This is a genomic window from Rhizobium sp. C4 (assembly GCF_021026315.1).
In the GTDB taxonomy this organism is placed as follows: Bacteria; Pseudomonadota; Alphaproteobacteria; order Rhizobiales; family Rhizobiaceae; genus Ensifer_A.
The window spans coordinates 285,877-300,367 of the sequence record NZ_JAJNCX010000001.1; the positions used below are offsets into that span (position 1 = coordinate 285,877).

Annotated in this window: 17 protein-coding genes; 8 read left to right on the top strand and 9 right to left on the bottom strand. The window is 61.9% G+C overall.

Going from position 1 to position 14,491, the window contains the following annotated elements; all coding sequences use genetic code 11:
* Window positions 1–36: 36 nt before the first annotated feature.
* Together LQK84_RS01315 and LQK84_RS01320 are read left to right on the top strand one after the other, a co-directional pair.
* Window positions 37–258 (top strand): DUF1289 domain-containing protein, encoded by a 222-nt coding sequence (locus tag LQK84_RS01315; RefSeq protein ID WP_230826798.1) that lies wholly within the window; start codon window positions 37–39, stop codon window positions 256–258.
* On the top strand, window positions 255–956 hold the full coding sequence (locus LQK84_RS01320; protein WP_230826799.1) for a TIGR02281 family clan AA aspartic protease: 702 nt from the start codon (window positions 255–257) through the stop codon (window positions 954–956). Before LQK84_RS01315 ends, LQK84_RS01320 begins: the two co-directional genes overlap by 4 nt.
* Window positions 957–1,193: 237 nt before the next feature.
* On the opposite strand, the gene LQK84_RS01325 is transcribed toward LQK84_RS01320, so the two are convergent.
* Window positions 1,194–2,363 (bottom strand): extensin-like domain-containing protein, encoded by a 1,170-nt coding sequence (locus LQK84_RS01325; protein ID WP_230826800.1) that lies wholly within the window; start codon window positions 2,361–2,363, stop codon window positions 1,194–1,196.
* Window positions 2,364–2,526: 163 nt separating this feature from the next.
* Here LQK84_RS01325 and LQK84_RS01330 point away from each other — a divergent pair, with 163 nt between their 5' ends.
* A complete protein-coding gene (locus tag LQK84_RS01330) occupies window positions 2,527–3,000 on the top strand; it encodes a hypothetical protein (protein ID WP_230826801.1) in 474 nt (157 codons plus the stop codon).
* 13 nt (window positions 3,001–3,013) lie between these two features.
* Here the strand turns inward: LQK84_RS01330 and LQK84_RS01335 are convergent, their stop codons facing one another.
* Complete coding sequence (locus LQK84_RS01335) at window positions 3,014–5,452, bottom strand: beta-glucosidase H (RefSeq protein ID WP_442966873.1); 2,439 nt, start codon at window positions 5,450–5,452, stop codon at window positions 3,014–3,016.
* Between the two features lie 209 nt (window positions 5,453–5,661).
* Here LQK84_RS01335 and LQK84_RS01340 point away from each other — a divergent pair, with 209 nt between their 5' ends.
* Together LQK84_RS01340 and LQK84_RS01345 are read left to right on the top strand one after the other, a co-directional pair.
* Window positions 5,662–6,051 carry an acyl-CoA thioesterase gene (locus LQK84_RS01340; RefSeq protein WP_230826803.1) on the top strand — a complete coding sequence of 130 codons (390 nt, stop codon included), beginning with the start codon at window positions 5,662–5,664 and terminating at the stop codon, window positions 6,049–6,051.
* Window positions 6,052–6,061: 10 nt separating this feature from the next.
* The gene (locus tag LQK84_RS01345) at window positions 6,062–7,300 is read left to right on the top strand and encodes a cytochrome P450 (protein ID WP_230826804.1); all 1,239 of its coding nucleotides are present in this window, start codon (window positions 6,062–6,064) and stop codon (window positions 7,298–7,300) included.
* Here the strand turns inward: LQK84_RS01345 and LQK84_RS01350 are convergent.
* Complete coding sequence (locus tag LQK84_RS01350; protein WP_230826805.1) at window positions 7,248–8,168, bottom strand: LysR family transcriptional regulator; 921 nt, start codon at window positions 8,166–8,168, stop codon at window positions 7,248–7,250. The two genes, LQK84_RS01345 and LQK84_RS01350, sit on opposite strands and share 53 nt — an antisense overlap.
* 97 nt (window positions 8,169–8,265) lie before the next feature.
* On the opposite strand from LQK84_RS01350, the gene LQK84_RS01355 reads away from it, so the two are divergent.
* Entirely contained in the window at window positions 8,266–8,688 is a 423-nt protein-coding gene (locus tag LQK84_RS01355) for a CidA/LrgA family protein (protein WP_230826806.1), read from the top strand.
* On the top strand, window positions 8,672–9,373 hold the full coding sequence (locus tag LQK84_RS01360; RefSeq protein WP_230826807.1) for an LrgB family protein: 702 nt from the start codon (window positions 8,672–8,674) through the stop codon (window positions 9,371–9,373). Before LQK84_RS01355 ends, LQK84_RS01360 begins: the two co-directional genes overlap by 17 nt.
* A 13-nt stretch (window positions 9,374–9,386) precedes the next feature.
* Here LQK84_RS01360 and LQK84_RS01365 read toward each other — a convergent pair whose 3' ends face one another.
* The 5 genes from LQK84_RS01365 to LQK84_RS01385 all read right to left on the bottom strand — a co-directional run bounded on the left by LQK84_RS01365 (window position 9,387) and on the right by LQK84_RS01385 (window position 13,332).
* Window positions 9,387–9,785, bottom strand: coding sequence for a low affinity iron permease family protein (locus LQK84_RS01365; RefSeq protein ID WP_230826808.1), 399 nt, complete (start codon window positions 9,783–9,785; stop codon window positions 9,387–9,389).
* A gap of 78 nt (window positions 9,786–9,863) precedes the next feature.
* Window positions 9,864–11,162 (bottom strand): MFS transporter, encoded by a 1,299-nt coding sequence (locus LQK84_RS01370; RefSeq protein ID WP_230826809.1) that lies wholly within the window; start codon window positions 11,160–11,162, stop codon window positions 9,864–9,866.
* Window positions 11,163–11,207: 45 nt separating this feature from the next.
* Window positions 11,208–11,609 (bottom strand): MarR family winged helix-turn-helix transcriptional regulator, encoded by a 402-nt coding sequence (locus tag LQK84_RS01375; protein ID WP_230826810.1) that lies wholly within the window; start codon window positions 11,607–11,609, stop codon window positions 11,208–11,210.
* A 70-nt stretch (window positions 11,610–11,679) separates the two neighbouring features.
* Window positions 11,680–12,024, bottom strand: a complete 345-nt coding sequence (locus LQK84_RS01380; protein WP_230826811.1) for a cupin domain-containing protein — start codon at window positions 12,022–12,024, stop codon at window positions 11,680–11,682.
* Between the two features lie 24 nt (window positions 12,025–12,048).
* Complete coding sequence (locus LQK84_RS01385) at window positions 12,049–13,332, bottom strand: O-acetylhomoserine aminocarboxypropyltransferase (RefSeq protein ID WP_230826812.1); 1,284 nt, start codon at window positions 13,330–13,332, stop codon at window positions 12,049–12,051.
* A gap of 224 nt (window positions 13,333–13,556) precedes the next feature.
* Between LQK84_RS01385 and LQK84_RS01390 the strand changes: the two genes are divergently transcribed.
* A complete protein-coding gene (locus LQK84_RS01390; RefSeq protein ID WP_230826813.1) occupies window positions 13,557–13,997 on the top strand; it encodes a DUF6455 family protein in 441 nt (146 codons plus the stop codon).
* Between the two features lie 9 nt (window positions 13,998–14,006).
* On the opposite strand, the gene LQK84_RS01395 is transcribed toward LQK84_RS01390, so the two are convergent.
* On the bottom strand, window positions 14,007–14,435 hold the full coding sequence (locus tag LQK84_RS01395) for a CoA-binding protein (RefSeq protein ID WP_230826814.1): 429 nt from the start codon (window positions 14,433–14,435) through the stop codon (window positions 14,007–14,009).
* Window positions 14,436–14,491: the final 56 nt, after the last annotated feature.

A 14,491-nucleotide genomic window follows, 5' to 3' on the forward strand; every position in this document is an offset into this window, starting at 1 on the left:
CGATATTAGACCCAGTGAAAATCGAAGAAGCCCCTCATGGAATCCCCCTGCATTCTCGTCTGCTCGATTGATGACAAGACCGGCTACTGCTTCGGTTGTGGCCGGACGCTCGACGAGCTCGCCCGCTGGATCGAAATGACGGACGCGGAGCGACAGGCGGTGATGGCGGTGCTCCCTGCCCGTCTGGAGACGGTTGAACGCAAGCCTCGCCGTATCACGCGGCGCAGGATGCTCGCAGAGGGTGGCCCCGCCTCATGAGATCGCTCGGCGTCGTTCTTGCCATTCTGGGGATTGGTCTCGCCCTGCTTCTGTTCAACCACGGAAGCGGCCAGACCCTCGGGATGACGAATGACGATTTCGGGCATTTCATCTACCTGCTTCCGATTGCCATCATGATCGGTGCGGGCGCGGTCGCTTCACGCGGCCAGCTGCGCCGCAATCTCACCTATCTCGCCATATGGGCCGCCGTCGCCCTGGTCTGTGTCGGCGCTTACGTCTACCAGGATGAGGCCAAGCATGTCGGGCGGCGGATGCTTGCCGAACTGATGCCCGGGCATTCGGTGGTCCTGACCGGCCTCAACGGCGAGAATGAAGTGGTGATCCGCCGCACCCAGGGCGGTCACTTTGCGGTGAATGCCCATGTCGACGGAGAGCGCATCGGCATGCTCATCGACACAGGCGCCAGCCAGGTGACGCTGACCTATGAGGATGCCAAACGGGCCGGGCTGAAGCCGGAGAACCTTAATTTCTCCATGCCGGTGACAACGGCCAATGGCATGGCCAAGGCAGCACCCGTGACGATCCCGGAACTCGCCATCGGCCCCATCGTGCGGAAGAATGTTTCGGCGGCTGTCGCGCAGGAAGGCCGGCTGGACACGAGCCTGCTCGGCATGAACTTCCTCTCATCGCTTTCGGCGGTGCGCATCCAGCCGAATGAAATGCGGCTGATGGACTGATCCTCGAGTTTTCCACAGAGACGCAGTGGAACGCGGATCTATCGTCGCCGTATCGCTCACTTATCCGGCGCGTGTCATCCAAATGAAGCATTGAGCCGGTATCAAAGCCTCGCAGACGCTTTCGATTTTGCTTCCGGCCCCCGCTCCGGAATGGCGTCTGCAAGCTCTGACGCCCCCATCGTCACAGCACCCTTTCGAGGCCGGTCTTCCGGCCTCTTTTTTTGTCCGGCGTACAACTCAATCCAGGCTGCAATAGCGGCGCCCCGATTTGCGGCTGCGCAGGTCGAAATGGAAGTGGTCACCGTGATAGGGATCGCCGGGGCCGAGCACCGTGTTGAAATACTTGCAGGAGTCGGCCCGCACCGAGTTCAGCAGACCCTTCTGCCGGAACGAGAAGAAGCCGGGCTTGCGCACGTCGATCCCCTCGCCATTGTTCAGGATGATCTGGCCGACATCGATGGCGTTGCCCTTGGCGTGCTCAGACCACGGATTGCCCCGCTTCGAATTCATCGGGCGGCAGGAATAGGACGACATCTGCCGGATCGTATTGACGCCGGAGAAGTAGCGGATGCGGGCCGTCGGCACGAGATCGTCCTTCACCCAGCGCGCGAACGTCACCGCCATGCCGCAGTTCAGCTTGGCGGCAGGAAGGATGCGCACGCCATTGATCGACTGCACCTGCACGGGATAGTCGATCCCGCAACTCGGTCCATCGTGAATGCCGGGAATATCGGCATAGACGACGCCAAGCTTCTGCAGCGTCTGCCGGCAACTCTTCTCCGAGGCTGGCATGCCGCCGTGGCTTTCGGGAACGGACATCGGATCATTGAACCGGGGAATATAGGCGACCTTCTGTTCCTGAACCTCGGCCGGTCTGGCGACCGCGTCATCGACCGGAATGCTGCGGGTCTTCGACACGTCGCGAAGGTTGTCGGTCCCGACACCGTCAATTACCGGAGCGTCGACATCGCCCTCGGCAATCTGGGGGCCCTGATCCTGCTGTCCCTGCTGCGCCGGTTGACCGGAAAAGCCGAAGAGCTTGTCCATGTCGACTTCGTTGCCTTTCGCGGCGGCGTTTGCCTCTGTCGCGGCGGGCAGCGGCTGGCTCGCCGCATCGTTCAGCGGCGCCTGCGATGGCGCCGTCTCCGGCAGCTCGATCAAGTCCTGGTTGGGGTTTGCCGCCCTCTGGCTGCGCTCGATCTTTCCAACCGGGCCTTCCAGAATGGGATAGGCCACGTTGCTCGAAGGCGACCTGACCGGCGCCAGCGGGACGGCATGGGTCTTCCCGCGCGGACCGATATCGGCGACCGACATCGGGTCGGAATCATAGCAGCCGGAGAGGATCAGGCAGGCAAGCGCCGCCGAGGACGCGCTCCGCGCCAGAGAAGTCGAGAACACCATACTCATCTCTCTTCCAGACGCGGGATCGCAACACGCCGCCGATGTCTGTTACCGAGGTTATTGCGAGCATAAATCGAGGCGCATAAGCTCAGTCGCATGTGCAGCCGTCACGTTAGAGGCTAGCAACGAATGGTAAATGATACCTTTCGGTCACCGGATGGAGATAGCGATGAGACTGATCCTGGCGAGTGTGATGTTCGTTGTTGCCGCAGGCGCGCAAGCCGACGATTGCAGCAAATGGGGCGCGTCCATGGAGGAAGGCGAAGGCGGCAGCCGCATGGTGGCACGCATCTGCAATGCAGCGGGCGGTGAGCTGACCATCGAATGCGGTGCGCCCGGCACGCTGGCGATGGCCTTCGGCCCGCCTGGCGGGTTTACACCGCCTGGTGACAATCCCGAGTTCGTCGGCCGGTTCTCGATCAAGGTCGGCTCGCAAAGCTTCGAGCGCGACATGACCTATGCCGACATGGACAGCCTGCTTTATCTCGATCTGAAGAGCAAGGACGATCTCACCGCCGCATTGGGCAAGGCGGAGGCGATTTCATTCGCCTCGACCAAAGCCGGCATTGCGGAAACAAAATTCCCGCTGAATGGAGCAGCTTCTGCGCTGAAAAAGGTCAAGGCAGCCTGCCCGCGCGGATGACCCGAGTCTACGCTCAGCGGCCGACGGAGAGCGTCCATTCCTGGTCCAGACGGAAACGGCAGGTGTGACGGATATCTTCCGCGCTTGCCGCAATCACGGCCTCGTATTCGCCGGCGTCGGCGATGAAGCAGCGCGCGTCCTCGTCGAAGCGGCAAAGGTCCCGCAACGTGATGCAGAGATCCACCTGCTTCGCCTCGCCGGGTCCAAGCCTGATCTTGCGGAAGGCGCGCAGTTCCTTTTCCGGGCGCTCGACCTTGGGGGACACCGGGCGCACGTAAAGCTGGACGACGTCAGCCCCTGCCCGCTTGCCGGTATTCGTCACATTCAGCGTCACCTTGAGACCATCATTGCCCATCGCCTCGGCGCTGATCTTCGGACGCCCCCAGGAGAAGCTTGTGTAGGACAGGCCGTGGCCGAAGGGGAAAAGCGTCTTGATCTTGCGCGTATCGTGATGGCGATAGCCGACGAAGACGCCCTCGCGATATTCGACATGCCCTTCCTTGCCCGGATAGACGAGCGGATCGCCGGTGATGGCGGAATTGTCTGACAGCTGCAGCGGGAAAGTCTGCGGCAGGCGGCCACCGGGTTCGGCAAAGCCGAAAAGCACGTCGGCAATCGCATTGCCGGCCTCCTGCCCGGGGTACCAGGACTGGAGCACCGCAGCGACGTCGTTGATCCACGGCATTTCGACCGGGCCTCCGGTCTGCAGCACGACGACGGTCTTGGAGTTGACTGCGGCAACGCGCGCAATCAACTCGTCCTGGCGTCCAGGCAGGCGCAGGTCCGGCAGGTCGTTACCTTCGGTATCCCACTCGCCCTCACGTCCGGCGAAGATGATGGCGACATCGCAGGCTTCCGCCCTCTTCAACGCCTCTTCGAACTCGGCGTCGCCAAGCGGCAGTTCGACGCCGATGCGGATCGCGTTAAGGTGAAGGCCGCCGTCGCCTGCAACCGGCGAACGGAACTCGGCGACGACCTGAACCGGCACCCCGGCCTTCAGTGCCACGGCGTTGCGAACCTCGTCATTGCCGGCGGTGAAATAGTTGGCGCCGCGCGTCCAGCTGTCCCAGTTTTCGATCGTATCCTGTCCGGCAACCCTCAGGCGGGAACGGCCGGCGGAGACCAGCCCGAAGACATGTTCGCCATCGGCCTCCGGGGTGAAGGTGAAGGTGACGCGCGCGGAGAAGGCATTGATGTCGAACGTCTTGCTGATCGGGTCCATCCAGAAGCGTTCGGACATGTCGATGTCCTCGGCATGGACCGGCGCGCCCGAAAGATCGGTCGAGTTGAAATAGTCGATATGGACCGGGCCACGATGCAGCTTGACCAGGCGATTGTTGGCAACGCCCTTCACATGGAAGATGGCATTGGAGCCGGCAAGCGCCTTCCTGATGCCTTCGAGCGGCGTGACCGAGTAATGCGCGTTGATCTGGGCCGACCCGCCACCCATGATGCGCGCCTCTGCAGAATTGGGTCCGAGGACAGCAAGCGTCCCGGTCTCGTTCTTGTTGAGCGGCAGGACGCCGTTGTTCTTGAGGAGAACCGTGCCTTCCGCACCGGCGCGCCGGATCAATGCCCGGTGCTCTGGCCGGTCTTCGGCGATCTCTGCATGCATTTCCGGATTGGAGAAAGCGCCGACCCAGCGGATGAGATCCAGCATGCGACCTGCCGATTCCTTGACCTTGGCTGCATCGATCTCGCCGTTCTTGACGGCTGCGACGAGTTTCTCGCCACGATCGCGCGTCGGACCAGGCATTTCGAGATCGAGACCTGCGGCAACCGAGGCGACCGTCGAATGGGAGCCGAACCAGTCGGACATGACGATGCCGTCAAAGCCCCACTCGACGCGCAGAACCTGCGTGAGAAGCCAGTGGTGCTCACTGGTAAAGGTACCGTTGAGGCGGTTGTAGGAGGACATGATGGCGCGCACGCCGGCGCGCTTCACAGCCGCCTCGAACGGCGGCAGGTAGAGTTCGCGCAGGGCCCGCTCGCCGATGTCGGAGGACATGGTGAAGCGTTCGATCTCGGATTCGTTGCCGACGAAATGCTTGATCGTCGCGGCAATCCCCTCGCCCTGGACGCCCTCGATATAGCCGACGGCGATTTCAGAGGTCAGAAACGGGTCTTCCGAATAGCATTCGAAATTGCGGCCGTTGAGGCCCGAGCGGTGAATGTTGACCGTCGGGGCAAGAAGCACGCGGGCGGATTTCGACTTCGCCTCTTCCGCCAGCGCCTTGCCGATGGCACGCGCCAGCGCCGGATCGAAGCTGGAGCCGATGGAGATCGCGCAGGGGAAACAGGCAGACTTGACGCCACCGACCAGCGAGCCCGAACCGCGCGCACCGTTCGGTCCGTCCGAGACCTTGATCTTCGGTATCTTCAGCCGTGGAATCGCAACTGTCGTCCAGAAATCAGCACCAGACAGCAGGGCAGCCTGCTCTTCGAGTGTCATCTTCGCCAGCAGGTTATCAACGGCCAATGCTACCTCCTGCCACTCACGCGGCATGTCAGTTTCAGTTATGAACTAAAACGTTTCAGGGACGCCCTCTTTAACCGCATCGACCCCGCATTTCAATCTAATGGCGGAAATCGCCGCCTCGAATTTGACTTGGAGATCGTGTCAAGCGATCCTCAACACATTGAAGAATCGTGGAGAATGACATGCCGGATACGCTCGGACCGAAGGGTGAATTGACGCTGAGAACGCTCGCCATGCCGGGCGACGCGAACGCGGCGGGCGACATTTTCGGCGGCTGGGTGATGGCGCAGATGGACCTTGCCTGCGGCATCCGCGCCGCCGAGCGCGCCAGGGGCCGTGTGGTCACTGCAGCCGTCAAGGAAATGGCCTTTGCCATGCCGGTGAAGATCGGCGACACGCTCTGCGTCTATTCGGACATCCAGGCCGTTGGCCGGACATCGATCACGCTGAATGTCGAGGTCTGGGCGCAGCGCTATCTCAGCGACCGCATGGAAAAGGTGACCAACGCCATCTTCATCATGGTGGCGCTCGACAAGGACGGCAAGCCGACGCCCGTCCCGGCGGAAGCGTGAGGCGGATCCCGTGCAGAACTTTCTGACCATCGACAAGGCAAGCGCCGAAGTCTCTCTCGACGCACGCCATCCCGGCTTCTACCAGAACCCCAATCCCGCCTATGCGGCGCTGATCGATATCGGCCCGGCCTTTTACTGGCGGGAGCAGAAGCAATGGTATTTCACGCGCTATGATGCCGTGAATGCGCTCCTGCGTGACCGTCGCTTCGGGCGGCAGATCACCCATATCATGAGCCGCGAGGAAGCAGGCCTTGGGCCGGCCGATCCGAAGCTCGCCGATTTTGATCGCGCCGAATCGAAATCGCTCCTCGAACTGGAGCCGCCGGAGCACACGCGGCTGCGCACGCTGGTCAACCGCGCCTTCGTTTCGCGCCATATCGAGAAGTTGCGGCCGGAGATCGCGGCGCTGGCCCACAGCCTGATCGACGGGTTCCAGCCGAAGGGAGAGGTTGAACTCCTCAACGCCTTTGCCGAGATCGTGCCGGTGACGGTGATCGCCCGCATGATCGGCGTTCCGGACGACATGTGCCGGCAATTGCTCGACTGGTCGCATGATTATGTCCGCATGTACCAGTTTGGCCGCACGGCAGAGGACGAGGCGCGCGCCAATCAGGCGTCGCGCGAGTTCGCAGACTATGTCCTAAAGCTTGCCGCCGAAAAGCGCGCCAACCCGCAGGATGATCTGCTGAGCCTCATGGTTCAGCCGGCGCGCGACGGGCAGTATCTGACGGAAGAAGAGCTCGTCTCGACAACGATCGTGCTGCTCAATGCAGGTCACGAAGCGACCGTTCATCAGATCGGCAATGCGGTGAACATCATTCTCGGCAGCGGGCTCGACCCCAAGTCACTCACCAGTGATGAGGCGACGACGGAGCGGCTGGTCGAGGAATGTTTCCGCATTTCGGCCCCGGTGCATATCTTCGAGCGCTGGGCGCTGGAGGATGTCGAGGTCTTCGGGCATTCGTTCAAGAAGGGCGACAAGGTGGGACTGATCCTCGCCGCCGCCAATCTCGATCCGGCAAAGTTTCCCGATCCCCTCGCCTTCAAGCCGCAGCGCGATGAAGGACAGAACCTCTCATTTGGTGCCGGCATTCACTTCTGCATCGGCGCGCCGCTGGCGCGGCTGGAGATGAACACCGTTCTGCCCATCCTCTTCGATCGCCTGCCGGGTCTGCGTCTGGCAGAAACGCCTGAGGTCAAGGATGTGTATCACTTCCATGGGCTGGAGACGTTGAAGCTTTCATGGTGACCTCGCGGGCGAGATCGAGCCAGGCCTTGGCGGCGAAGGAGAGATAGCCACCACGGCGCCAGACCCATGCCATGTGCCAGTTCATCGCCGGCGAATGGACCGGGACGTGAACCACGCCGGGGCGCACGCGCAGATCGGCAATCAGACGCGGCAAAAAGCCGACGCCGAGGCCTGCACCGACCAGTTCGACGATGAAGTTGATCTGGCCGCTGCGGGCCGCAATGGTCGGCTCGAAACCAGCCTCACGACAGCCTTCCAGAATGATCGGATTGAGCGCGAAGCCGCTGTCGAAAAAGATGAGCGGCATGTCCTTCAGCTCCTCAAGGGCGATCTCGGGCCGCCTTGACAGCGGATGGCCCTCCGCGATCAGGACGTGAAGCGGCTCGCGCGTCACCTCCTGCCAATCGAGCGCCTCGGGAACCGGCAGCAGCGATGCGCCGAGATCGACCTCGCCCGCCAGCACCATTTCCTCCAGCCGCCGGCTGCCGTGCTCGACCAACTGGATTTCAATGTCCGGATGGCGGGTGCGGTACTCTGCGAAAATGGGCGCGAAAAGGATGTCGCTGCCGATGGGCGGCAGGCCGAGGCGCAGCGCGCCACGCTTGAGGCCCTTCAGTTCCGACAGTTCCGTCAGTAGGTCTTCGCGCTGGGTCAGCATGGTCTGAGCATGCCGGAAGGCCACGCGCCCGGCATCCGTCAGCGCCGGCTTGTGGCCTGACCTGTCGATCAGCGCGAAACCCAGCTCGTCTTCCAGCTGCCGCACCGCCTTGCTCACTGCCGACTGCGTCAGGAAGACCGTCTTGCCGGCCTGAGAGAAGCCACCCTGGCGGATAACCTCGGTGAAGACGCGCAATGCCCGCAGCTCCATGACTATTCCAATCAGGACTTACATTCATGAGATCAATTCATTTTACTCATATCGCAGTGCAGCATATATTTCCAGCACGAAATCAGGAGCCATAGAGATGACAACGCGCCAAATCACACTCTCCGTCCGTCGGATGATGCATGTCAGCGCCGTATTCCAGATCGCTCTGCTCATTCTCATCTGGCAGGCCGGCGAAGCCGTCGTCCACCTTCTCGGTCTTCCGGTTCCCGGCAGCGTGATCGGGCTGTTTTTCGTTCTGGGCCTTCTGGCCACCGGCCGCATCAACATTGTCAGCCTGCGCAGCGGTGCGAAGTTCCTTCTGGCCGAAATGCTGCTCTTCTTCATTCCAGCGGTTCTGGCGGTGCTCGACCATCGCGAATTCCTGGGCCTGCTCGGCGTCAAGATTTTCGCCGTCATTCTGGTTGGCGCAACCATGGTCATGATCGTCACGGCGCTCGCCGTCGATGTCAGCTACCGCCTGATGATGAGGGTTGGAGACCGTCATGCCCGCGCTCATTGAAACAATTCTCGCCAGTATCTTCTGGCCTGCCGCGACGATCGGCATCTACCTCGCCGCCCGCCAGGTCTACCGTCGCCATCCGAGCCCCTGGCTGTCGCCGCTGCTGGTCGCGCCGGTTCTGCTGATCATCCTCGCCCTGATCCTGAAGCAGAGCTACACGCAATATATTCATGTCACGCATTGGCTGGTCGCCATGCTGGGGCCTGCGACAGTTGCGTTCGCTGTTCCGATCTACGAACAGCGCGCCACAATCCGCCGCTACTGGCCGGCGCTCGCCTTCGGCGTTGTCGTCGGCAGCACGACCGCCATGGTCACCGCCTGGGGACTTGCAAGCCTGCTCAGCATTGACGGAACGCTGCGGCTCAGCCTGATGGCGCGCTCGTTCAGCACGCCGTTTGCGATGACGGTGTCGAAGGATATTGGCGGCGTGCCGGATCTGACGGCGATCTTCGTGGTCGTCACGGGCGTCATCGGCGCGGCTCTCGGCGATGTCCTCATGAACATTCTACCGCTCAAGTCGGCCATGGCCCGCGGCGCGCTTTTCGGCATGGGCGCGCATGGTGCCGGTGTTGCCCGCGCCAACCAGATCGGCCGCGAGGAAGGCTCGATCGCCAGCCTGGTGATGGTTCTGGTCGGTCTGGTGAACGTGCTGTTTGCACCGGTGCTGAGCATCTTGCTGCGCTAGTCTAGACTCAGCGTCAGCCTGCGTCTCCGGCGCGCTCCTCCAGTGTTTCCCCGACGGTGCGCGCCCGCTCTTCCAGTTGCTTCTTGAGCTTGTCGAGCTCTTTTTCATCGAGCTTTTCGACGCCGACGAAACGGTTCTGCGCCGCACCGACCAGAATGAGTTCATCGAGCTTGGCCTGAATTGCCTCGCTGTCCCGGTTCTGGGAATTCTGCAGCAGGAAGATCATCAGGAAGGTGATGATTGTCGTCGAGGTATTGATGACGAGCTGCCAGACATCCGAGAAGCCGAAGAGCGGACCGGTCACGGCCCATAGAACAACGATGGCGACCGCGAGCACGAAGGTCGCCGGACGGCCGGCCAGTTTGGCAGTCTTGGTCGCGAATTTTGAAAAAATCTTGCTGACATCAGCCATGGCACATCTCTCCCCGGGGCCACTTGACCCCGGGACGAGAACGTCTGGCGCGTCAGCTTGTTCCTGATGCCTCTCGCGTCAGGCCGGCTGCTCCGAAAGCGGCTGCGGCTTGCGGCCACGGTTGATCCCGAGAACCACGAGTGCGGCAATCAGGCAGGCGAAGCCCGCAATATAGACGGCTGGCATGAAGGTCTCGTAGTCGGTGCGGATATAGCCCGCCCCGAAGGTGGCCGTTGCCGCGCCGAGCTGGTGGGCGGCGAAGACCCAGCCGAAGACGATGTTGGCCTGCGCGCGACCGAAGTTTGCCACCGTCAGCTTGACCGTCGGCGGTACGGTCGCCACCCAGTCGAGCCCGTAGAAGACCGCGAAGAGCGACAGCGTGACATAATCGAAGCCGGACATGGAGAGCGCGATCAGCGACAGGCCGCGCAGACCATAGAACCAGAACAGAAGCCAGCGATTGTCAAAACGGTCGGAGAGCCAGCCGGCCCCCAGCGTGCCGATGAAATCGAAGATGCCGATCGTCGCGAGCAGGCCGGCAGCAGCCACCGGCAGGATGCCGAAATCGCCGCAGATGGAGATCCAGTGCGTCTGGACGAGCCCGTTGGTGCTGAGCCCGCAGACGAAGAAGGAGAAGAACAGCGCCCAGAAGACTGGCTTGCCGATCGCCCCCCGCAGAACAACCAGCGGCGTCATCATCATTTCGCCAAAGGAGGCCGCGCGCGGCGGCGGGGGCTCAATCGCCTTGCCGCCGAAGGGGGCTAGACCGACATCGGCCGGGTAGTTGCGCATGAAGGTCAGCATCAGCACGATGGCTGCGGCCAGGATCACCACCATGAGCGATAGCGCGGTGCGCCAGCCATAGTGCTCGGTGAGGCTTGCCAGGATCGGCAGGAAAATCAGCTGCCCGGTCGCGTTGCTGACCGTCATCAGGCCGACGACGAGACCACGGCGTGATTCGAACCAGCGCGTTGCCACCGTCGCGCCCAGAACCAGCGCCGTCAGGCCCGTTCCCACGCCAACGAAGAGCCCCCAGAAGAGCATCAGCTGCCAGAGCTGCGTCATGAAAAGCGAGCAAAGAATGCCGATGGAGATCAGGGCGGCTGCGGTCGTCACCACGGCGCGAATGCCGAACTGGTTCATCAGCACGGCGGCAAACGGACCAAGCAGCCCGAATAGAACGAGACGGATTGCCATCGCGGTGGAGATTTCTTCCGTGGTCCAGCCGAACTCATTGCTGAGCGGCCGGATCAGGACACCCGCCGAGCCCATCGCGCCGGCCGTTGCCAGCATGGTGAGAAAGGTGATGCCGATGACCAGCCAGCCGTAATGTATGCCTCGGGCGGCAAGAAAGGCCGCGACTCGCTTCGACATCATGTTGCTCTCCGTTGATGCGGGTATATGCCCGCATTGGCGTAAAAATTACAAGTCCCCAAGCGCCCCGATGAGGCGATCAAATTCCGCAGCTTCGAGCTTGGCCTCGATGCGAGCCTGCACGTCATTCCAGATCGGCATGGCGCGCTTCAAAAGGGCCTGTGCCTCATCGGTCAAGGTGAGTACCGTCTCCCGCTGGTCCTCCGGCGAAGCCGCCATCGCCACCAGGCCCATGCGCTGCAGAACCTTGGTGTTGCGGCCGACCGTCGAGCGGTCAAGCTCCAGAATTTCCCCCAGTTCCGTCAGCGAAACCGGCTGCTTGCGCTTGATGTTTCGCAACTGACTGAACTGCGACACCGTAATCCCAAGCGGCGCGAAGGCCTCGTCGTAGACGGCTGTCAGACGACGCGATACTTTGCGCAGCGCGATGCAGTAACACGGATGAGTCATGATGCGGGTATATACCTGCAAATTGGCGGGTGCAAGACGGCTCGCGCCGTCCTGCGATCGCGGATGGGTTCTAAAGGCGGATCACGTAGTCCTTGCGGGTCGTCTCGATCACTTCCCAGGTTCCGGTGAAACCGGGGCGGACGATCATGCTGTCACCGGCCCTGAGGTGGACGGGCTCGCCGCCCTCCTCCGTCAGGATAGAGTGACCTTCGAGAATGTGGAAATATTCCCATTCGTCATAGACGACGCGCCACTTGCCGGGCGTTGCCTGCCAGACGCCGGCATAAATGCCGCCGTCGGCTTCTTCGAAATTCCAGGTCGTGAAGCGGGGATCGCCGGAGATGAGCCGGTCGGGCGCGGGCGCGCCCTCCTCCGGCTCGATTGCGGACAGGTCGAATTTATAGGCCTTCGTCATGTCGGTCTCCGGCGTTCCTGTCACTCAGACGGCTGCGAGCGACTGCTCAAGGTCGGCGACGATGTCGGCAGCATCCTCGATGCCGATCGACAGGCGAACAACGTCCGGACCAGCGCCGGCTGCAATCTGCTGGGCTTCCGTCAGCTGCTTGTGCGTGGTCGATGCCGGATGGATGACCAGCGAGCGGGTGTCACCGATATTGGCGAGATGCGAGAAGAGCTTGAGGCCTTCCACGAAGGTCTTGCCGGCGGCATAGCCACCCTTGAGACCGAAGGTGAAGACGGCGCCCGCGCCGCGCGGCGAATAGCGCTTCTGCAGGGCATTATTCGGGTCATCCGGCAGGCCGGAATAGGAAACCCAGCTGACCTTTTCATGTGCCTTGAGCCAGCTTGCGACCTGAAGGGCGTTTTCGCAATGACGCTGCATGCGCAGCGGCAGCGTCTCGATGCCGGTCAGGAGCTGGAAGGCGTTGAAGGGCGAGATCGAGGGTCCGAAATCGCGCAGGCCGAGAACGCGGGCAGCGATGGCGAAGGCGAAATTGCCGAAGACCTGATGCAGCACGAGACCGTTATATTCCGGACGCGGCTGGGACAGCATCGGATAGTTGCCGGATTTCGACCAGTCGAACGTGCCGCCATCGACCAGAATGCCGCCCATGGAATTGCCATGGCCGCCCATGAACTTGGTCAGCGAGTGAACGACGATGTCGGCGCCATGCTCCAGCGGACGAATGAGATACGGCGTCGCCATCGTGTTGTCGACGATGAGCGGCAGGCCGTGCTTGTGCGCGACTTCGGCAATGGCTGCGATATCGACAAAGGTGCCGCCCGGATTGGCGAGGCTTTCAATGAAAACCGCGCGGGTGTCGGCGTCGATCTGGCGTTCGAGTTCGGCGAGATCGAAGGGATCGGCCCAGCGCACCTGCCAGCCGAAGTTCTTGAAGGCATGGCCGAACTGGTTGATCGAGCCGCCATAGAGGCGCTTGGCCGCGACGAAATTCTTGCCCGGCTCCATGATCGTGTGGAAGATCAGCAGCTGTGCGGCATGGCCGGAGGCCGTGGCCAGCGCTGCCGTGCCGCCTTCAAGGGCCGCGACCTTTTCTTCCAGAACCGCCTGCGTCGGGTTCATGATGCGCGTGTAGATGTTGCCGAACTGCTGGAGGCCGAACAGCGCTGCAGCGTGGTCGGAATCGTTAAAGACGAAGCTGGTCGTCTGATAGATCGGCGTGGCGCGCGCGCCGGTCGTCGGATCCGGCTTGGCACCGGCATGAACGGCAAGCGTGGAAAAACCCGGAGTGGTGGCGGTCATCTTTGATCCTCCCGAAGAGATGTTTCTTTGAACCGAGGCTGTAACGGGTAACAGGTCATTTCGGGCCGTGCGAGGATTTATTGTCTAATTCAAAGGGCAAAATTGGAAAGCCTAAGTGGCGATCGGCCAGGCCAGAGAAACGCGCTGACGAGACTTGATCAGGATCAAGGCGGAAAGGCTCTCGTCGATCAAAAATGGCGGAAAGCAAGTTGAGGAGAGCCCCAATGCCGCACGCCATGGCCAAAACCGAGCACAATGTCTTCCAGAGCCTTCGTGGCCGGGTTCAGTCCTGGTGGCAGGAACGGCAGGAGATCGCGCGCGAACTTGATGAGCTTTCAGCGCTCGGGGATCAGGGGCTGGCAATGCTGGCGACCGATGTCGGCGTGAACCCGCAGATGCTGGCGGCCATCGTGCGCCACGGCGCCTCTGCCGCCGACGACATGGAGCGCCTGATGCGGGCGCTCAATATCGACCCGGATGCCGTCCACTATGACGAGCCTGGCCTTTATCGCGGCCTGCAGACGGCCTGCGCACTTTGCGAGGACAAGGGCCGCTGCCGTCACGAGCTCGATGCCGGGACGGCGTCCGAGAACTACGCGCATTTCTGCCCCAACCATGAGACGATGAGCGAATTGCGCGCGCATCCGGAGTTTCAGCAGGGCTGAACAGCGATCTCAGAGGCCGAGGCGCGGGATCTCGATTGCGGGGCAACGGTTCATGACAACCGTGATGCCCTTCTCCTCGGCACGCGCCGCGGCCGCATCATCGCGCACGCCGAGCTGGCCCCAGATATATCTGGGATGCGATTTCATCTTGAAGACATCATCGATCACATCACCCATCTGCTCCGGTGCGCGGAACACGTCGATCATGTCGACCGGGACATCGATATCGGCGAGGTTTGCAACAACCGTCTGGCCGTGGATCTGCTTGCCGGCCTGACCGGGATTGACCGGGATGACCTTGTATCCCTTCCTCAGCAGAGTGGCCATCACGCCATAGCTCGGCCGCTCGGGCTTGGGCGATGCACCCACCAGCGCGATCGTCTTCGTTGACGTCAGAATATTTCGTATAAGATCATCGGGATAAAAATCGTGGTTCACGCTCGCCTCCGCCACAAGTGGGCCGCCTTAATGGGGAACAGTTTGCTCCCCTATTC